Annotated in this window: 17 protein-coding genes and 1 tRNA gene; 15 read left to right on the forward strand and 3 right to left on the reverse strand. The window is 72.6% G+C overall.

All coding sequences use genetic code 11. The annotated features are described in order from the left end of the window. Nucleotides 1-23: 23 nt before the first annotated feature. Entirely contained in the window at nt 24-809 is a 786-nt protein-coding gene (locus KM842_RS05020) for an SGNH/GDSL hydrolase family protein (RefSeq protein ID WP_216261392.1), read from the reverse strand. 24 nt (nt 810-833) lie between these two features. On the opposite strand from KM842_RS05020, the gene KM842_RS05025 reads away from it, so the two are divergent. The 7 genes from KM842_RS05025 to KM842_RS05055 all read left to right on the forward strand — a co-directional run bounded on the left by KM842_RS05025 (nt 834) and on the right by KM842_RS05055 (nt 8,729). Next, nucleotides 834-2,000 carry an acyl-CoA dehydrogenase family protein gene (locus KM842_RS05025; protein ID WP_216261393.1) on the forward strand — a complete coding sequence of 389 codons (1,167 nt, stop codon included), beginning with the start codon at nt 834-836 and terminating at the stop codon, nt 1,998-2,000. A 34-nt stretch (nt 2,001-2,034) separates the two neighbouring features. Beyond that, the gene (gene dinB / locus KM842_RS05030; protein WP_216261394.1) at nt 2,035-3,279 is read left to right on the forward strand and encodes a DNA polymerase IV; all 1,245 of its coding nucleotides are present in this window, start codon (nt 2,035-2,037) and stop codon (nt 3,277-3,279) included. 110 nt (nt 3,280-3,389) lie between these two features. Next, nucleotides 3,390-5,204, forward strand: a complete 1,815-nt coding sequence (locus KM842_RS05035; RefSeq protein ID WP_253206345.1) for a DEAD/DEAH box helicase — start codon at nt 3,390-3,392, stop codon at nt 5,202-5,204. A 7-nt stretch (nt 5,205-5,211) separates the two neighbouring features. After that, a complete protein-coding gene (locus KM842_RS05040; protein WP_216261395.1) occupies nt 5,212-5,415 on the forward strand; it encodes a hypothetical protein in 204 nt (67 codons plus the stop codon). A gap of 76 nt (nt 5,416-5,491) precedes the next feature. Next, complete coding sequence (locus KM842_RS05045) at nt 5,492-6,820, forward strand: NAD(P)/FAD-dependent oxidoreductase (RefSeq protein WP_216261396.1); 1,329 nt, start codon at nt 5,492-5,494, stop codon at nt 6,818-6,820. A 173-nt stretch (nt 6,821-6,993) separates the two neighbouring features. Next, nucleotides 6,994-8,133: a zinc-dependent alcohol dehydrogenase gene (locus KM842_RS05050; RefSeq protein WP_216261397.1), complete on the forward strand. Its 1,140-nt coding sequence runs from the start codon at nt 6,994-6,996 to the stop codon at nt 8,131-8,133. A 17-nt stretch (nt 8,134-8,150) separates the two neighbouring features. Further along, nucleotides 8,151-8,729 carry a hypothetical protein gene (locus KM842_RS05055; protein WP_216261398.1) on the forward strand — a complete coding sequence of 193 codons (579 nt, stop codon included), beginning with the start codon at nt 8,151-8,153 and terminating at the stop codon, nt 8,727-8,729. 248 nt (nt 8,730-8,977) lie between these two features. Here the strand turns inward: KM842_RS05055 and KM842_RS05060 are convergent. After that, a tRNA-Leu gene (locus tag KM842_RS05060) sits at nt 8,978-9,063 on the reverse strand. A 166-nt stretch (nt 9,064-9,229) separates the two neighbouring features. Here KM842_RS05060 and KM842_RS05065 point away from each other — a divergent pair. From KM842_RS05065 to mshC, 3 genes are all read left to right on the forward strand, one after another. Further along, nucleotides 9,230-10,528, forward strand: a complete 1,299-nt coding sequence (locus tag KM842_RS05065; protein ID WP_216261399.1) for a M20/M25/M40 family metallo-hydrolase — start codon at nt 9,230-9,232, stop codon at nt 10,526-10,528. A 61-nt stretch (nt 10,529-10,589) separates the two neighbouring features. After that, nucleotides 10,590-11,417: an undecaprenyl-diphosphate phosphatase gene (locus KM842_RS05070; protein ID WP_216261400.1), complete on the forward strand. Its 828-nt coding sequence runs from the start codon at nt 10,590-10,592 to the stop codon at nt 11,415-11,417. Then, a complete protein-coding gene (mshC, locus tag KM842_RS05075) occupies nt 11,414-12,655 on the forward strand; it encodes a cysteine--1-D-myo-inosityl 2-amino-2-deoxy-alpha-D-glucopyranoside ligase (RefSeq protein ID WP_216261401.1) in 1,242 nt (413 codons plus the stop codon). The genes KM842_RS05070 and mshC overlap by 4 nt, the downstream gene beginning before the upstream one ends. A gap of 87 nt (nt 12,656-12,742) precedes the next feature. On the opposite strand, the gene KM842_RS05080 is transcribed toward mshC, so the two are convergent. After that, entirely contained in the window at nt 12,743-13,675 is a 933-nt protein-coding gene (locus KM842_RS05080; RefSeq protein WP_216261402.1) for a proteasome assembly chaperone family protein, read from the reverse strand. A gap of 137 nt (nt 13,676-13,812) precedes the next feature. Here KM842_RS05080 and KM842_RS05085 point away from each other — a divergent pair, with 137 nt between their 5' ends. The 5 genes from KM842_RS05085 to KM842_RS05105 are packed head-to-tail and all read left to right on the forward strand — an operon-like array spanning nt 13,813 to nt 18,682. After that, the gene (locus KM842_RS05085; RefSeq protein WP_253206256.1) at nt 13,813-14,586 is read left to right on the forward strand and encodes an HAD family hydrolase; all 774 of its coding nucleotides are present in this window, start codon (nt 13,813-13,815) and stop codon (nt 14,584-14,586) included. Nucleotides 14,587-14,630: 44 nt separating this feature from the next. Continuing rightward, nucleotides 14,631-15,650, forward strand: a complete 1,020-nt coding sequence (locus KM842_RS05090) for a tRNA (adenine-N1)-methyltransferase (RefSeq protein ID WP_216262113.1) — start codon at nt 14,631-14,633, stop codon at nt 15,648-15,650. Between the two features lie 43 nt (nt 15,651-15,693). Then, complete coding sequence (locus KM842_RS05095) at nt 15,694-16,611, forward strand: FKBP-type peptidyl-prolyl cis-trans isomerase (protein ID WP_216261403.1); 918 nt, start codon at nt 15,694-15,696, stop codon at nt 16,609-16,611. Nucleotides 16,612-16,635: 24 nt separating this feature from the next. Then, the gene (locus tag KM842_RS05100) at nt 16,636-17,718 is read left to right on the forward strand and encodes a helix-turn-helix transcriptional regulator (RefSeq protein ID WP_253206257.1); all 1,083 of its coding nucleotides are present in this window, start codon (nt 16,636-16,638) and stop codon (nt 17,716-17,718) included. Further along, the gene (locus KM842_RS05105) at nt 17,711-18,682 is read left to right on the forward strand and encodes a helix-turn-helix transcriptional regulator (RefSeq protein WP_216261404.1); all 972 of its coding nucleotides are present in this window, start codon (nt 17,711-17,713) and stop codon (nt 18,680-18,682) included. The genes KM842_RS05100 and KM842_RS05105 overlap by 8 nt, the downstream gene beginning before the upstream one ends. Nucleotides 18,683-18,721: the final 39 nt, after the last annotated feature.

Here is an 18,721-nt window from a genome sequence, read left to right on the forward strand (position 1 = left end):
CCGCGGCATGTCGCTGCGGACCGTCAGCCCCGCGGGGCGACCGGCTGCAGGGACGTCCGCTTCGCCGTGATCCCGTCGCCGGACGACGTCCCGCGCACCCGGCGCACGACCCACGGCACGAGGTACTCCTTGGCCCACCCGAGGTCCTCGACGCGGGCCTCCCGCCACGGCCGGGCGGCGAGGGGCTCCGGCACCGACGCCCCGAGCGGGTGGGCGACGCCGAGCGTGTCGAGCACGGCGGCGGCGACGGTCGCGTGCCCGAGCGGCGAGTGGTGCAGCCGGTCCGGCGCCCACATCCGCGGGTCGCGCAGGACGCGGAGCGCCCACAGGTTCGTGACGAGCGCCCCGTGCTTGAGCGCGATCGCCTGCAGGTGCTCGTTGTAGATCGCCGTCTTGCCGCGCACCATCCCGAGCACCGGCGTCATCCCGACGTCCGGCCCGGTGAACAGCACGACGGTCGCGCCGTCCCGCCGCAGCGTCGCGACCATGCTGTCGTACCGCTCGGCGAGCTCGTCCGGGTCGGAGCCCGGGCGGATGATGTCGTTCCCGCCGGCGGACACGGTCACCAGGTCGGGGCCGAGCGCCACCGCCGCCTCGGTCTGCTCCTCGACGATCTGCCCGAGCAGCCGGCCGCGCACCGCCAGATTCGCGTAGCCGAAGTCCTCGTCGGTGCCGTCGGCGAGTGCCTCGGCGACCCGGTCGGCCCAACCGCGGTGACCGCCGACCGACGCGGGGTCCGGGTCACCGATCCCCTCGGTGAACGAGTCACCGATCGCGACGTACCTGGTCCACGGATGACGGTCTGACACGTCAGGCGACCGTACTCTCGTCCCATGACCGAGTCCACCTCCGGCAGCCAGCGCCCCTGGGCCGTCCCGACCGACCTGCGCACCCGCATCGCGGCGCGTGCGCCCCGGTACGACGCCGAGAACGCGTTCTGCACCGAGGACCTCGCCGAGCTCCGGCAGGCGGGCTACCTGCGGATCGGCGTGCCGGTCCGGGACGGAGGCTCGGGGCTGGGTCTCCGCGCGACCGCTGCGGTGCAGCGGACCCTCGCCGAGGCAGCGCCGGCCACGGCGCTCGGACTCGGGATGCACCAGGTGTGGGTGCAGGCGGCCCGGGCCGTGACCGCGCGGGGTGGGGCGTTCCTCCAGACCGTCACCGCCGCCGCGGCGGCGGACCGGCTGCTCGCCTTCGGGGTGAGCGAGCCCGGCAACGACGCCGTCCTGTTCGACTCGCTGACCGTCGCCGAACCCGACGGTGACGGCGGGTACCGCTTCACCGGCACGAAGGTGTCCACGTCGCTCGCGCCGGCCTGGGACGTGCTCAGCGTGTTCGGGAAGGACACCTCGGGGCCGGAGCCGCGGCTCGTGCACGGCTTCGCGGTCCGCGGCGACGCGGGCGTCCGGCACCTGGACGACTGGGACACCCTCGGCATGCGGGCGACGCAGAGCCGGACGACCCTGCTCGAGGGCCTGCACCTCCCCGCGGAGCGCATCGTCCGGGTCCTGCCGGTCGGGCCCGTCGCCGATCCGCTGGTCTTCGGCGTCTTCGCGGCCTTCGAGCTCCTCGTCGCCTCGGTGTACGTCGGCATCGCCTCGCGCGCCGTCGCCCTCGCCGTCGAGCGGGTCGCCGGTCGCACGGCGATGGACGGGACGCCCCGCTCCGCCGACCCGGACGTCCGGCGGGCGGTGGCGGCCATGCGGAGCGCGACGGACGCCGTGCACCTGCAGGTGGACGCCCTCGCGCGCGACGTCGACGAGCTCGTGGACCACGACCGCTGGTCCCCGCTGCTCGTCGGGACGAAGGCTCGCGCGGTGGACACGGCACAGCACGTCGTGGACGAGGCCCTGCGGGTGGTCGGTGGATCGGCGTTCCGTGCGTCCGACGAGCTCGCCCGCCTGGCGCGGGACGTGCGGGCGGGTCAGTACCACCCGTCGACCCGGGACTCCGCCCTGCGGACCATCGCGACGGCGGAGTTCGGGCCCGTCACCCGGTGACCGCGGTGTCGGCGGTCCGTGCGAGCATGACCCGGTGAGCAAGCAGGACGGACGCAACCGACTCGTCTCGGACGCGCCCGTCGACGACCGCACGGCGACGGTCCTGCACGTCGACATGGACGCCTTCTTCGCCTCGGTGGAGCTCCTCGACCGCCCGGACCTGGTGGGTCTGCCCGTCATCGTCGGGCACGACTCGGATCGCTCCGTCGTCACCGCCGCCACGTACGAGGCGCGCCGGTACGGCATCAACTCGGCGATGCCGATGGCCGTCGCCAAACGCCGGTGTCCCGCCGCGGTCATCGTCGAACCGCACTTCGAGAAGTACAGCGCGCGCTCCGCCCAGGTCATGCGCATCTTCGACCGGTTCACCCCGCGGGTCGAGCGGCTCGGCATCGACGAGGCGTTCCTCGACGTCGCGGGTGCCCTGCGGCTGTACGGCACGCCGTGGCAGATCGGCACCGAGATCCGACGGACCGTGTTCGCCGAGACGGGCCTGCACTGCTCGGTGGGCGCCGCGAGCACGAAGTTCGTCGCGAAGCTCGCGTCCAGCCGGTCGAAGCCCGACGGCCTGCTCGTCGTCCCGCACGAGCACACCGTCGCGTTCCTGCACCCGCAGCCGGTGTCCGCGCTCTGGGGCGTCGGCGGCAAGACGCAGGAGACCCTCGAGCGTCGCGGCATCCACACCGTCCGCGACCTCGCGACGACCCCGCTGCCGTCGCTCGTCGCCCTGCTCGGGCCGGCCGGCGGGCAGCGACTGCACGACCTGTCCTGGGGTCGGGACCCGCGCACGGTCGAGTCCGGCGTCGGCGAGAAGTCCATCGGGCACGAGGTCACCTTCGGTCGCGACCTGACCGACCGCGACGACGTCGCCCGCGAACTCCTCCGACTGGCCGAGAAGGTCGCGGTCCGGCTCCGACGCGCCGAGGTGCAGGCGCGGACCGTCGCGCTCAAGGTCCGGTACACCGACTTCACGACCCTCACCCGCTCCCGGACGCTCGCCGAGCCGAGCGACGTCGCGAAGCGCCTGCACCGCGAGGCGGTCGAGCTGTACGACGTGCTGCACCGGCCCGGCAACCGCATCCGGCTGATCGGCGTCCGCGGCGAGAACCTCGTGCCGGCGGCCGCCAGCAACGCCCTCTGGGACGACGACGCGCCGTGGCGGGAGACCGAGACCACGGTCGACGCCGTCACCGCACGCTTCGGTGCCGGCGTGCTGCGACCGGCCTCCCTGGTCCGCGGCACCGGCGAGCAGCGTGCCCCGCACGCCAGGCAGGACTGAGCGTGCCGGTACACTCGGGTGGAGTGAGCGCAGCGGAGAACACCGAGCACCAGCAACCCGCCGAACTCCCGATCGACGGGTCCCCGGACGACCGTGCGACCCCGTCCGCGGTGCCGACCGAACCGGCGGCCATCGCCGAGGTCGCGGGCAACGCGGCAGCGGAACACCTGTCCCCGGCGTTCCCGGAACGCGCCGCGTGGGGCACCGCCTCGAAGCTCCGCGCCTGGCAGGTCGAAGCGCTCACGAAGTACTTCGAGAAGGAGCCGCGCGACTTCCTGGCGGCGGCCACCCCCGGCGCCGGCAAGACCACCTTCGCGCTCCGACTCGCCACCGAGCTCCTCGCCCGCGGCACGGTCGACCGGCTGGTCGTCGTGGCCCCGACCGAGCACCTCAAGCGGCAGTGGGCGGACGCCGCCGACCGCGTGAACATCCGGCTCGACCCGATGTTCAAGAACGGCGACGGCATGTTCGGCCGGCACTACCAGGGCGTCGCGATCACGTACGCCCAGGTCGGCATGAACCCCGACGTGCACGAGCGGATCACCGCGAGCGGCAGGACGCTCGTCATCCTCGACGAGGTGCACCACGGCGGTGACGCCCTCACCTGGGGTGACGGCATCCGACAGGCGTTCACGAAGGCCACGCGCCGGCTCTCGCTCTCCGGGACGCCGTTCCGGTCCGACACCGCGCCGATCCCGTTCGTGCAGTACGCCCCCGACGAGCAGGGCATCCGCACGTCGATCTCCGACTACAACTACGGCTACGGCCGTGCGCTCAAGGATGGCGTCGTCCGCCCCGTGCTGTTCATGGCCTACGCCGGGCAGATGCGCTGGAAGACCCGGATGGGCGACGAGATGGCCGCCTCGCTCGGGGACGCCGTCACCAAGGACATCACCGCGCAGGCGTGGCGGACCGCGCTCTCCCCCGAGGGCGAGTGGATGCCCGCGGTGCTCTCGGCCGCGGACAAGCGCCTGACCGAGGTCCGCCGCGGCGTGCCGGACGCCGGCGGCCTGGTCATCGCGACCGACACCACGACGGCCCGGGCGTACGCACGCATCCTGCAGCGGATCACGGGGGAGCGGCCGACCGTCGTCCTCTCAGACGAAGCCGCCGGGTCGAGCCGGATCCAGTCCTTCGCCGAGGACACCTCGCGCTGGATGGTCGCCGTCCGGATGGTGTCCGAGGGCGTCGACGTCCCGCGCCTCTGCGTCGGCGTCTACGCCACGAGCGCGAGCACCCCGCTGTTCTTCGCGCAGGTCATCGGCCGCTTCGTCCGTGCCCGGCGCCGGGGCGAGACCGCCTCGGTGTTCCTGCCGAGCGTCCCCGGCCTGATGGCCCTCGCCGCGAGCCTCGAGCTCGAGCGCGACCACGCCCTCGACCGTCCGAAGGACGCCGAGGACGGCATGTACAACCCCGAGGACGCCATGGTCGCCGAGGCCAACAAGGAGGAGCGCGCCTCGGAGAGCCTGCTCGACGTGCAGCCGTTCGAGGCCCTCGACTCGCAGGCGTCCTTCGACCGGGTCCTCTACGACGGCGGCGAGTTCGGCACCGGTGGCGAGGTCGGCTCGCTCGAGGAGCTCGACTTCATCGGCATCCCCGGCCTGCTCGAACCCGACCAGGTGCGCGACCTCCTCCGCGCACGGCAGGCGACCCAGGCGAAGCGCTCGAAGGGACGCGTCGTCAAGGACGGCACACCGAAGGCGCCCGAGCCCGAGAACCGCCCGATGTACCTCACGATCAAGGAGCAGCGGTCCGAGCTGCAGCGCCTCGTGTCGATCTGGTCCCGGCACGCGAACGAGCCGCACGGCGCGATCCACGCCGAGCTCCGACGGATCAGCGGCGGGCCGGCCGTCGCGCAGGCCAGCATCGAGCAGATCCAGAAGCGGATCGACGTCCTGCGCTCCCGCATCGGCGGTCGTCGGTGAGCACGGCGTGATCGAGCAGGTCGACGACCGCACCTGGTACGTCAAGCGCGACGCCGACGCCTCGCCCGAGGCGATCATCGACCGGTTCGGCGGCGGGTACCGACTCCGGCGGTTCTCGCTGCACGAGTCCCGGCGGACCCAGCACGGCGTCTACACCGGACGCGAGATCGCCGAGACCGCGTGGTGGCGACTCCGCGACGGCCGGAAGTGACCCGGATCACGCACGGATCGGCCGGACAGGTGCGGCGCTGATGACGTGGAGGGGCAGGATCGGGTAGACCGGAGGAATGGCAGACTCCATCCCTCACGTCCTCGTCCTCGGCGGCGGCTCGGCCGGCTACACGGCCGTCAAGCAGCTGCAGAAGCACGCCGCGACGGTGCCGATGCGCATCACCCTCGTGGACCAGAACACGTACTACACGTACCTGCCGTTCCTGCCCGAGGTCGCCGGCGGCCACATCGCCCCGAAGGACGTCACCGTCGAACTCCGACGCGCGCTCCGCAAGACCCGCGTCATCCAGGGCAAGGTCACCGGGATCTCCTCGGCCGACAAGACCGTCTCGGTCGCCACGGCCGGCGGCGACGACCGCTCGCTCGGGTACGACCACCTCGTGGTCGCCCTCGGTTCGGTCACCCGCACCTTCCCGACCCCCGGCCTCGACGAGGTCGGCATCGGCTTCAAGACCGTGGAGGAGGCCGCGTACGTCCGCGCCAAGCTCCTCGACAACATCGCGAAGGCCGCTGCCACCCGCGACGAGGACGAGCGTCGCCGACTCCTCACCAGCATCTTCATCGGTGGTGGCTACACCGGCGTCGAGGCGATCGGTGAGCTGTTCGACGTCTCCCAGGCCGCCATCGCGACCTACCCGTCGCTCGCCGGTGAGCAGCCCCGCTGGGTGCTCATCGACGCGCTCGACCGCGTCGCGCCCGAGGTCGGTCCGGAGCTGTCGAAGTGGACCCTCGAGTCGCTGCGCGCCCGCGGCATCGACGTCCGCCTGAAGACCACCATGCCGAGCTGCGAGGGCGGCGTCGTCAAGCTGTCCGACGGCGACGAGTTCGCCACCGGTCTGCTCGTCTGGACGGCCGGCGTCAAGCCGAACCCGCTCCTCGACGCCACCGACCTGCCGCGCGGGCCGAAGGGCCACCTCGCCGCGAACGCCAAGCTCCAGGTCGAGGCCGAGGACACGCACGAGGTCGTCCCGGGTGTCTGGGGCCTCGGCGACGTCGCGCAGGTCCCGGACCTGACGGCCGAGAAGCAGCCGGCGTACTACCCGCCGAACGCCCAGAACGCCGTCCGTCAGGCTGTCACCGTCGCGGACAACATCGTCGCGTCGATCACCGGCAAGCCCCTCGAGGAGTACCGCCACCCGTCCATCGGCACGGTCGCCTCGTACGGTGTCGCCAAGGGCGCGGCGAACATCAAGGGCATCAAGATGACGAACCTGCTCGCGTGGATGGCGCACCGCGCGTACCACGTCTACGCGATGCCGACGCTGAACCGCAAGGCGCGCATCGTCATCGGCTGGGTCACCGGGGCCGTCTCCGGCCGCGACGCCACCTCCCTCATCAAGGAGACCGACCCGCGCCGCACCTTCGTCGACGCGGCGAAGAGCTAGGCGCGCGCAGCGCCCCCGCGTCCCGACGCGGCTGCCTGCACGACGGGAGGCCCGGTACCAGCTGGTACCGGGCCTCCCGTCGTCCGTGCGGTCGCCCTGTGCGGCGAACGCGACCCTGGATCGCCTCCCACCCGCCGACCGTCAGCATCGACGGCACGAGCGAGAGGAGCGCCATGCGCGCCATGACCTACCGCGGCCCCTACCGGGTCCGTGTCGAGGACAAGCCCGACCCCCGGATCGAGCACCCCAACGACGCGGTGATCCGCGTCGAACGAGCCGCGATCTGCGGGTCGGACCTGCACCTCTACCACGGCATGATGCCGGACACCCGTGTCGGCCACACCTTCGGCCACGAGTTCATCGGCGTCGTCGAGCAGGTCGGCTCGTCCGTCGAGACCCTGTCGGTCGGTGACCGCGTGATGGTGCCGTTCCACATCTCGTGCGGCACCTGCTGGTTCTGCGCCCGCGGCCTGTTCACGAACTGCCACAACGTGAACCCGAACGCCACCGCGGTCGGCGGCATCTTCGGGTACTCGCACACCACCGGCGGCTACGACGGCGGCCAGGCGGAGCGCGTCCGGGTGCCGTTCGCCGACGTCGGTCCGCAGGTCATCCCGGACTGGCTCGACGCCGAGGACGCCCTCATGATGACCGACGCGCTCGGCACCGGCTACTTCGGGGCCCAGCTGGCGTCGATCCGCGAAGGGGACACCGTCGTCGTGCTCGGCGCCGGACCCGTCGGGCTGTACGCGGCGAAGTCGGCGTGGTTCATGGGTGCCGGTCGGGTCATCGTCGTCGACCAGCTCGAGTACCGGTTGGCCAAGGCCCGCGAGTTCGCGCACGCCGAGACGATCAACTTCGCCGAGGTGGACGACATCGTCGTCGAGATGAAGAAGCAGACCGACTTCCTCGGTGCGGACAGCGTCATCGACGCCGTCGGCGCCGAGGCGGACGGCAACTACCTGCAGCACGTGACGAGCGCGAAGCTCAAGCTGCAGGGCGGCTCGCCGATCGCGCTGAACTGGGCGATCGACGGTGTCCGCAAGGGCGGCACGGTGTCGGTGATGGGTGCGTACGGCCCGATCCCGAGCGCCGTGAAGTTCGGCGACGCGCTGAACAAGGGCGTCACCATCCACATGAACCAGGCACCGGTGAAGCGACAGTGGCCGCGGTTGCTCGAGCACATCCAGGCCGGCCACCTGAAGCCCAGCGAGATCATCACGCACCGGATCCCGCTCGAGCACATCGACGAGGCGTACCACCTGTTCTCGGCGAAGCTCGACGGCTGCATCAAGACGGTGATCGTGCCGTGAGCGGGAAGGACGACGAGATGACCGACCACATCGCCTACGTGGCGGACAAGCCGCGGGACCTGCCGACGGCGGACGAACTGCGCGCGCGGATCCCGGGGTGGGGGAGCGACCTCGACCTCGCCGACCGGCCGAGCGTGCCGAAGCTGTCGAAGGAGGCCGGATCGGCCACGGGCGCGCACTGGGTCGTCCCGGAGCAGCAGCCCGGCGCCGACGGCCGCGAGCGGTCGATCGAGCACGCCCACGTCACGCCCGTGTTCGGCACCGCGCAGCCGCTGTCCGGCCTCGCCGGGGTCGTGAAGCGGTACGCCTACCGACGGTTCAGCGAGGGGCGCCTGGCGCACTGGATGCTGCTCGTCCTCGGCGACCGGCTCGACGTCGCCACGCACCGAGTGACGGACGCACTGCGGGGCCGCCCCGATCGGCTCGTCGAGGAGACCGGTATCGCGGCCGAGCGGGCGGACGACCCCGTGGGCGCGCGGCTCGGATCATCGCGACGGGACTGGCGGCACGGGGTGCTCGACCCGGTGATCGCGTTCTGGCCCTACCTGCTCATCGGCGGGGTCGCCGTGTGGGTGGTGCGCCGAGCGCGTCGCTGACGCGCGCCGCGTGCGCGCCGCGCCCCGTTCCGCACATCGCGCCCCGTCCCGACAGGGCGCGATGTGCGAGACGGGGCGCGATCCGGAGCCGACTCGGACGCAAGGCGCACTGCCAGCGGGTGCCGCGCCTCCCGTCCGGAGCCGGAGCGGCGTCGCGACTCCCGGGCGCACGAAAACGAACGGCCCTCCCGAAGGAGGGCCGTTCGCCGCTTGTCTCAACACAAGGTGTCCGACATCGTGATGTCGAGTGTCCGAGGGGGGACTTGAACCCCCACGCCCTAATACGGGCACTAGCACCTCAAGCTAGCGCGTCTACCAATTCCGCCACCCGGACTGGGTGTGGTGCTCTCGCACCGGGCTTTCCGGCCGGGTTTCCCCGGCGTTCCTGCCGAGAGAAGACACTAGCACGGCTGTGAACGCACGCTGAACACGGTCGTGCATCCCGGGCGCGGCGCGGTGCCGGCACGGTGTCGGAGGGGTGTCGCCGGTAGCGTTGCGGCATGACGTCCGAGCTCGAACGCACCGCGGCGATCGCGCGGGACCTCATCCGGATCGACACCACGAACTGGGGTGGGGGCAGGTCCCGCGGCGAGACCGAGGCGGCGCACTACGTCGAGGCCGCCCTGCAGGACCTCGGGTTCGAGCCGCAGCTGTTCGAGTCCGAACCCGACCGGGTCAGCGTCGTCGCCCGTGTGCCCGGCCGCGACCGCAGCAAGCCCGCCCTCGTCGTGCACGGGCACCTCGACGTCGTCCCCGCGGACCCGGAGAACTGGTCCGTCGACCCGTTCGGCGGCGAGGTCCGAGACGGCTCGCTCTGGGGTCGTGGCGCCGTGGACATGAAGAACATGGACGCGATGATGCTCACGGCCCTCGCGGACGTCGTCGAGCGCCAAGGTGCGCCCGAACGCGACCTCGTCATCGCCTACTTCGCGGACGAGGAGGCCGGGGGAGTCCTCGGCGCCCACCACGTCGTCGACACCCACCCCGAGGTCTTCGCCGGCGCGACGGCCGCGATCAGCGAGGTCGGCGGGTACTCGATCACGCTCGGCGACCGGCGCGCCTACCTCCTGCAGACCGGCGAGAAGGCGCTCATGTGGGTGCAGCTCACCGCACGCGGGACCGCGGCCCACGGGTCGCACGTCATCCGCGACAACGCCGTCACGAAGCTCGCGGCCGCCGTGGCCCGGATCGGTGGCGAGGAGTGGCCCGTCCGCCTGTCGGACACCACCGAGGCGATGGTGGCCGAGGTCGCACGGTTCCTCGGCGTCGACCCGGTCGCCACCGGGCCGGACGAGGTCGCCCTCGCCACCGGCTCCGCGTCGCGCTTCATCCACGCCGCACTGCACACCACCACGAACCCGACCGTCCTGACCGCCGGCTACAAGCACAACGTCATCCCGGACCAGGCGACCGCGCTCGTCGACATCCGCTGCCTGCCCGGAGACGAGGACGCCGTGCTGGCCCGCGTCCGCGAACTCGCCGGTGACGACGTCGAGGTGTCGATGACCCACCAGGACGTCGGCCTCGAGCAGGACTTCGGCGGCCCCCTCGTCGACGCCGTCCGCGACGTCCTCGAGCGGCACGACCCCGGCGCCCCGGTCCTGCCCTACCTGCTGTCCGGCGGCACGGACAACAAGGCGCTCTCACGGCTCGGCATCGCCGGCTACGGCTTCGTGCCGCTGCAGCTGCCGGCCGGCGTGGACTTCCCGGCCATGTTCCACGGGGTCGACGAGCGCGTCCCGCTCGCGTCGTTGGCGTTCGGTCGCCGCGTCCTCGCGGACCTCCTCGCGACCTACTGATACCGTGCATGGTCGCCGTCGCTGACGGCGACCGAGTCCAGTACCCCGAAAGGCCGCGCCAGTGCACATCTTCGAGGCGATCTTCCTCGGCTTCGTCCAGGGTCTGACCGAGTTCCTCCCGGTGTCCTCCAGCGCGCACCTGCGGATCGTGGGGCTATTCCTGCCCGATGCGAAGGACCCGGGAGCCGCGTTCACCGCGGTGACGCAGCTCGGCACCGAGACGGCCGTGCTCATCTACTTCTGGAAGGACATCACCCGGATCATCGGGCGGTGGTTCGGAGCGCTCGGCGGCAAGGTCCCGCGGAACGACCCGGACGTGCGGCTCGGGTGGCTCGTGATCCTCGGCACGATCCCGATCGGTGTCGTCGGGCTCCTGCTGCAGGACAGCATCGAGACGACGTTCCGGTCGCTCTGGATCGTCGCGATCGTGCTCATCGTGTTCGGCGTCGTCCTCGGCGTGCTCGACCGGGTCGGCCGCAAGGTCCGGCGCATCGAGCACATGACGTTCAAGGGCGGCATCCTCATCGGGCTCGCGCAGGTCCTCGCCCTCGTGCCGGGCGTCTCCCGCTCCGGCGCCACCGTGTCGATGGGGCTCGCGCTCGGCTACACCCGTCCGGCGGCGGCGCGCTTCGCGTTCCTGCTCGCGATCCCCGCGGTCTTCCTCTCCGGGCTGTACGAGGCCGCCACGAGCCTCGGCGACACCGGTGCACCGTTCGGCCTCGCCGACACCCTCATCGCGACCGTGGTGGCCTTCGTCGTGGGCTTCGTCGTCATCGCCGCGTTCATGAACTACATCAGCAAGCGGAGCTTCATGCCCTTCGTCGTGTACCGCATCCTCCTCGGTGTCGTGCTCATCGTGCTGCTCTCCCTCGGGGTGGTCGAGCCGTGAGGGCCTGGGAGGCGCCGTCCGTCCCGGAGGTCCCCGGTTCCGGTCCCCGCCCGGTCGTGCACGACACCGCCACCGGCAAGCCCGTCGACCCGACGCGCGGCGCCGACGACGCGGCCCTGTACGTCTGCGGCATCACCCCGTACGACGCCACGCACCTCGGCCACGCGGCCACGTACCTGGCCTTCGACACCCTCGGCCGGGTCTGGCGTGACGCCGGTCTCACCGTCCGCTACGCCCAGAACACGACCGACGTCGACGACCCGCTGCTCGAACGCGCCGCCCGTGACGGTGTCGACTGGCAGGAGCTCGCAGCGTCGCAGATCGACCTGTTCCGCCGCGACATGGAGGCCCTGCGCGTCCTGCCGCCCGACGACTACGTGGCCGTCACGGACGAGGTCGACCGGGTCGCCGAGGCCGTCGCGTTCCTCGAGGAGACCGGCTACGCGTACACGGTCCCCACGCCGGACTCCGACGGCGAGGACCTCTACTTCGACGTGAACCGGCCGACCGAGACGTGGGCGCTCGGTGACGAGAGCCGACTGGACCGCGAGACGATGCTGGCCCTGTCGGCCGAGCGCGGCGGGGACCCGGACCGACCCGGCAAGCGCGACCCGCTCGACCCGCTGCTCTGGCGTGCCGAACGTGCGGGCGAGCCGAGCTGGGACACCGAGATCGGCCCCGGCCGGCCCGGCTGGCACATCGAGTGCAGCGTCATCGCCGGCGACCGCCTCGGCCTGCCGATCAGCGTGCAGGGCGGCGGCAGCGACCTGGTGTTCCCGCACCACGAGATGAGCGCCGGACACGCGGCGGCCCTGGCACACCAGCCCCTCGCGAACGCCTTCGTGCACACCGGCATGGTCGCCTACCAGGGCGCGAAGATCTCGAAGTCCCTCGGCAACCTGGTGACGGTGCGCGGTCTGCTCGACGACGGGGCGGACCCCCGGGCGATCCGGCTCGCGCTGCTGTCCCACCGCTACTCGGACGACTGGGAGTGGTTCGACGGCTCGCTCGACGACGCCGTCCGGCGCCTCGCGTCGTGGGACGCCTGGGTGCGTGACGCCCGCGGCCACGAGCAGGACGCGGCCGACGTCGTCGCCCGGCTCCGCGCGCGGGTCGCCGACGACCTCGACACCCCCGGTGCCGTCGCGGTGGTCGACACCGCGATCGCTGGCGGCACGGCCGCCACACCCGAGCTCGTCGACCTGGTCGACGCGCTGCTCGGCATCCGCATCGGCTGACGGCGGACGCACCAGCGTGCGCCCCTGACGGACGGGAGGCCCGGTACCAGCTGGTACCGGGCCTCCCGTCCGTCAGGGGTCTGCGCCTTACTGCGGCGGCTGCGGGGGCCGCCACGGACCCTCGCCGGCGGCGCTCCCGCCGTCCTTGCCGTCCTTGTGCTCGCGGCGCCGGAGGTACTGCTCGAACTCCTGCGCGATCGCGTCGCCCGAGGCCTCGGGGGAGTCCACGGTGTCGCGCGCCTGCTCGAGCTGGCCGATGTACGAGGCCATGTCCTCGTCGTCGGCGGCGAGGGCGTCGATGCCCTCCTCCCACTGGGCGGCGTCGTCGAGGAGCGTGCCACGGGGGACGGTGACGTCGGTGAGCTCCTCCATCTTGTCGAGGAGCGACAGGGTGGCCTTGGGCGAGGGGGCGTTGTGCACGTAGTGCGGCACCGAGGCCCAGAGCGACAGCGTGGTCAGGCCCGCCTTGTCCATCGCGTCGGCGAGGACGCCGAGGATGCCCGTCGGTCCCTCGTAGGTGGACTTGTCGACGTCGAACGCCGCGCGGACGCCCGCGTTCTCGCTCGAGACGAACACCGAGATCGGCCGCGTGTGCGGCACGTCGGCGAGCATGGCGCCGACGAAGACGACGGCGTCGACGGAGTAGACGTCCGCCAGGTCGATGACCTCGGCACAGAAGCCGCGCCAGGTGCGGGAGGGCTCGGGGCCGACCAGGACGAACACGTCGCGGTCGCTCGGCGCACCGGTCGCGCCGATGACCGGACGGCCCTCGGCGCTCGGCCCGTGCAGGACGATCCGCGGCCACTGCACACCGCGTTCACCGTCGTCGTCGAAGCCGACCTCGGGGCGGTTGAACTGGTAGTCGACGTACCGCTCCCCGTCGATCTCGCGGAGTTCGTCGAGCTCGAGCGCGTCGACGATGCGCCGGGCGAGACCGCTCGCGGCCTCACCGGCGTCGTTCCAGCCCTCGAACGCGACGACGAGGAGTCGTCCGTCGCTGAAGGGGGAGTGCTGTGGCACGGCAGGGGCCTCCTGGTCGTTGTGATGGGCGTCACGCGCACGTCCGCGCGCGCGTCGTCCGGAGCACGATCAGCCATCCACGATAGTCCGACCGCCCACGGACCGACGCCGCGGCACCGCCGGTAGACTCGTCGCCCGTGACCGAGCAACCCCCTGCCCCCGTCCCGCCCGCGGCCGTGCGCCCCGCAGCCGTGCTGTGGGACATGGACGGCACCATCATCGACACCGAGCCGATCTGGCAGGAGTCCCAGGTGGTGCTGACCTCCCGCCACGGCGCCGAGTGGACGCACGCGGACGGGCTGTCCCTGGTGGGCAGCGGCCTCGAGCGCTCGGGCGAGATCCTCCGCGACAAGGGCGTCGACATGGAGGTCGAGGAGATCGTCCAGTGGATGACCGACTTCGTCGTCGAGCGGCTGCAGGGCGACGACCTGCCCTGGCGTCCCGGTGCCCGTGAGCTCGTCGAGGAGCTGCACGACCGCGGCATCCCGACCGCGCTCGTGACGATGTCCCGGCGGACGATGGCCATGGTCACCGCCGAGGCCCTGGGCGCCCGGGGCTTCCGGGTCGTCGTGGCCGGTGACGACGTCGACCGGCCGAAGCCGCACCCGGACGCGTACCTGTCCGCCGCCGCGCAGCTCGGGGTGGAGCCGACGGCGTGCATCGCCGTCGAGGACTCCGTCACCGGCGTCGCCTCGGCCGTCGCCTCCGGCGCCGTCACGGTGGCCGTCGAGCACATCGTGCCGGTCCCCGAGGGCGCGGGCGACGTGCACCTCACCACGCTCGACGGCGTCACCGTCGACCGCCTGCTCGAACTCACCGGCCCGGCCCTGTCGGCCCGGGCCACCGAACGCCAGGGAGGCCCGGCCTCCGACCCGGCGTCGGCTCCCGTCACCGAAGGGGACGCGCTGTGAGCGACGACACCACCACCGCCCACGACGTCGCCGTCGAGGCCCAGCTGCCGCACACCGCCGGGGGAGCGCCGCACACGCCGCCGCGCGGTCCCTTCCGTGCCGGCGACCGCGTCCAGCTCACCGGTCCGAAGGGCAAGCTGACGACGCTCTCCCTCGAGCACGGTGTCGTCTACCACACGCACCGCGGCATGCTCGCGCACGACGACGTCATCGGCCAGCCGGACGGGTCGGTCATCCGGGCGAGCTCCGGGGACGAGTACCTGGCGCTCCGGCCGCTGCTCAACGACTACGTGATGTCGATGCCCCGCGGCGCCGCGATCGTCTACCCGAAGGACGCCGCGCAGATCGTCGCGTTCGCCGACGTGTTCCCCGGCGCGCGTGTGGTCGAGGCCGGCGTGGGGTCCGGAGCGCTCTCGCTCTGGCTGCTCCGCGCGATCGGCCCGACCGGCAGCCTGCAGTCCTTCGAGCGGCGCGAGGAGTTCGCGGCGATCGCCCGCGGCAACGTCGGCACCTTCCTCGGGGCCGTCCCGGACAACTGGTCGGTGACCGTCGGCGACCTGGTCGAGGAGCTGCCGCAGGCCGTCGAGCCGCAGAGCATCGACCGGGTCGTCCTCGACATGCTCGCGCCGTGGGAGTGCGTGGACGACGCCGCCGACGCCCTCGTGCCCGGTGGGCTCATCGTCTGCTACGTCGCGACGGTGACGCAGCTGTCCCGCACCGCCGAGGCGCTGCGCGACACCGGCCGCTTCACGGACCCGCAGTCGAGCGAGACCCTCGTGCGGACCTGGCACGTGGAGGGGCTCGCCGTGCGGCCGGACCACCGCATGGTCGCGCACACCGGGTTCCTCGTCACCGCCCGCCGCCTGGCCGACGGGGTCGTCCTGCCGAACCTGAAGCGCCGTGCCGGCAAGGCCGAGTTCTCGGACGAGGACGTCGAGGCGTGGACGCCCGGCGCGGTCGGCGAACGCGGTGCGAGCGACAAGAAGCTCCGCAAGGTCGCGCGGCAGGCCGCCGCCCAGGCGCGGAAGGTCGCCGCGGCCGAAGCCGGCGACGACGAACGCTAGGCTGACGACCGTGCCCGTCCTGCATCGAACGGAAAGAGGGTCCGTGCGCACCATCCCCGCTCTCGTGGTCACCATCGGACTCGTCGCGTCGCTGACGGCGTGCGCCACCCCCGGTGCGGGCACTGCCAGCACGTGCGCTCCCGCCGGCAAGGCGTCCGAGGCCGTGTCGGCGTCGGGTGCGTTCGGCTCCGAGCCGACGGTGCGCGTCCCGGCGGGCCTCACCGCCACGGGCACCCAGGTCTCGACCCTCCGACAGGGCGACGGGCGCACGATCGGGGACGGCACCCCCGTCCTCCTCGAGTACACCCTCGTCGACGGCGCGACCGGCAAGGTCGCGCAGACCAGCGGGTACTCCGGCACCGCGGCCCCGATCACCGCCGGCTCGACGAACGCCGGCGCCCTCGGCACCGCGCTCGAGTGCGCCCGGGTCGGCGACCGCCTCGCCGTCGCCATGCCGAAGTCCGCGCTCTCCGGCAGCGCCGGCGCCCCCGCGTCGTCCGGGGCCGAGGACGCCGCCGTGTTCGTCATCGACGTCCAGCGTGCCTTCGACGCCCGCGCGGCGGGAACGCCCCAGCTCGCCGGTGACGGCATGCCCGCCGTGGTCCTCGCCCCCGACGGCGCGCCCGGCATCACCATCCCGTCGTGGTCCGCCCCGAAGAAGGACGCCGAGCACCTGCTCCGCAAGGGCGACGGCGCGACCCTCACCGCGGAGGACACCGCGGTCGTCAAGTACACCGCCGTCACCTGGGGCGCCAGCACGGCCGACTCCACCGTCGCCGGCTCGAGCTGGACCGACGGCTCGGGCGCGCAGACGCTCCCGCTCGCCGAGGGCCAGGTCGTCGACGGCATCCGGAACGCGCTGCTCGGACGGCACGTCGGGGACCAGGTCCTGGCGATCGTCCACCAGCAGGGCGCAGCGTACGTGTACGTCATCGACGTGCTCGGCGTGATGCCGCGCTGATCCGCGGCTGCGTAGGATCGGCACGTGCCAACCTCCCGTGCTCCCCGTGTGCCTGCCGAGGAACGGCTGTTCAGCCTGGTGCTCGCGCTGCTCTCGACGGAGTCCGGGCTGACGAAGTCCGAGATCCTCGCGAACGTCCAGGGCTACCGGCAGCGGTACACCCCCGGCGGTGACAACGCCTCGCTCGAGCGCCAGTTCGAGCGCGACAAGGACGACGTCCGCGAGCTCGGCATCCCGCTCGAGACCATCGAGACGCCGGGGGCCTCGGGCAACAACCAGACCCTGCGCTACCGGATCCCGAAGGGCGAGTACGACCTGCCGCTCGACGTGCGGTTCACGCCGGACGAGTCGGCCCTGCTCTCCCTCGCGGCGATGGCGTGGCGCGAGGGTGCCCTGTCGGCGGACTCCCGCCGCGGGCTGCTCAAGGTCCGCTCCGCCGGGTCCGAGGACGACGGCGCCGAGCACGACGCCGAGGGACCGTCAGCGATCGGTGCCTACGCCCCGCGCCTCCGCACCCGGGACGCCGCGTTCGAACCGCTGCGGTCGGCACTCGACCGTGCGGCCGCGGTGCGGTTCGCCTACATCACCCCCGGCCACCACGAGGCCCGCGTCCGCGAGCTCGCACCCCTGGCCCTCGTCCAGCACGGCGGGCGCTGGATGCTCGCGGCGCACGAGTTCGCGACCCGCTCCGAGAAGAACTACCTGCTGTCCCGGATCGTCGGGCCCGTGACCCAGTCCGCGGTCGGACAGCACCCGGCGCCGGCCGACGCCGGTGAGCGTGCGCTGGCCGGGCTCGACGGGGTCTGGGCCGAGCGCACCGCGACCGTGCACGTCGCGCCCGGCTCGGACGCCGAGCGCCGTCTCACCCGGCGCCGCGACACGTCGTCGACCACGGACGGCGAACTCGTCATCCACCACGTCGACCCGCAGATCCTCGCGGAGGAGCTCGCCGCCTTCGGTCCCGAGGTCCGTGTCGTCGAACCCGAGGAACTCCGCCAGCGGGTCGTCGACCGGCTGCGCGTCCTCGTCGAGGACCACACCGGCGGCCCCGACCGCGGCACGTCCGCCGCGGCCTCCGCCGAGCGCGAGGAGGCGTCCCGTGGCTGACGGACAACCGCTGCAGGCGCAGGACAAGCTCGCCTTCCTGCTGGCACTGGTGCCGTACCTGATCGACCGGGAACGCGTGTCGGTGGCCGAGGCGGCACGGCACTTCGGCGTGCCCGAGACCCGCATCCGGCGTGCGGTCGAGCTCATCGCGGTGTCGGGCATCCCCGGCGAGACCATGCAGTACCAGCACGGCGACCTGTTCGACATCGCCTGGGACGACTTCGACCAGAACGACATGATCGTCCTGACGAACCTCGTGGCGATCGACGACGCCCCGCGGCTGTCCGCCCGCGAGGCCTCCGCGCTCATCGCCGGCCTGCAGTACCTGTCCGCGCTGCCCGAGGCCGCCGACAAGGACGCCATCCGCGCCCTGATGGCGAAGCTCTCGCGCGGTGCCGGGGGAGCGGCGGGCAACGTCGCCGTCGGCCAGGACATGCACGACGCCGCACTCACCGAGATCCGTGCCGCGATGTCGGGTCATCGGGGCCTCCTGTTCGACTACGCCGGACCGCGCACCCAGGGCAGCACCCGTCGGGTCGACCCGTTGCGGGTGGAGTCGATCGACGCCGACTGGTACCTCCGCGCCTGGGACCTCGACCGTGCCGCCATCCGGACCTTCCGCCTCGACCGGATGTCCGCCGTGCGCGTCGACGACCGCCCAGCCGAGCGGACGATCGAGGACGTCGTGCTGCCGGACACGCTGTTCCAGCAGAGCGCGCAGGACGTCATCGTCACGGTGGAGCTCGACGGGTCGTCCCTGCCACTCGTGGCCGACTTCCTCGCCGACACCGCCGACGCGCCGGACGACGGCGGCCGGGTGCGGATCCGGCTCGCCGCCTCGGCGGGCTTCGACGGCGTCGTCCGCCTCGTCGCCGGGCTCCCCGGCCGCGCGGTCGTGCTCGACCCGCCGGCCGCGCGCGAGGCCGTCCGCGCCTTCGCGGCCGCCGCTCTCGACATCCACTGAGAGAGCGCTGTCGTAGGATCGCTGCATGGCTTCGACGAC

The organism is Curtobacterium sp. L6-1 (assembly GCF_018885305.1).
Taxonomy (GTDB): Bacteria; Actinomycetota; Actinomycetes; order Actinomycetales; family Microbacteriaceae; genus Curtobacterium; species Curtobacterium aetherium.

Bases quoted from the DNA above. Each gene is read 5' to 3' on its own strand.
- KM842_RS05025 (WP_216261393.1), top strand. From the start codon at position 834: ATGACCGAGTCCACCTCCGGCAGCCAGCGCCCCTGGGCCGTCCCGACC.
- KM842_RS05045 (WP_216261396.1), top strand. From the start codon at position 5,492: ATGGCAGACTCCATCCCTCACGTCCTCGTCCTCGGCGGCGGCTCGGCC.
- KM842_RS05050 (WP_216261397.1), top strand. From the start codon at position 6,994: ATGCGCGCCATGACCTACCGCGGCCCCTACCGGGTCCGTGTCGAGGAC.
- KM842_RS05055 (WP_216261398.1), top strand. From the start codon at position 8,151: ATGACCGACCACATCGCCTACGTGGCGGACAAGCCGCGGGACCTGCCG.
- KM842_RS05065 (WP_216261399.1), top strand. From the start codon at position 9,230: ATGACGTCCGAGCTCGAACGCACCGCGGCGATCGCGCGGGACCTCATC.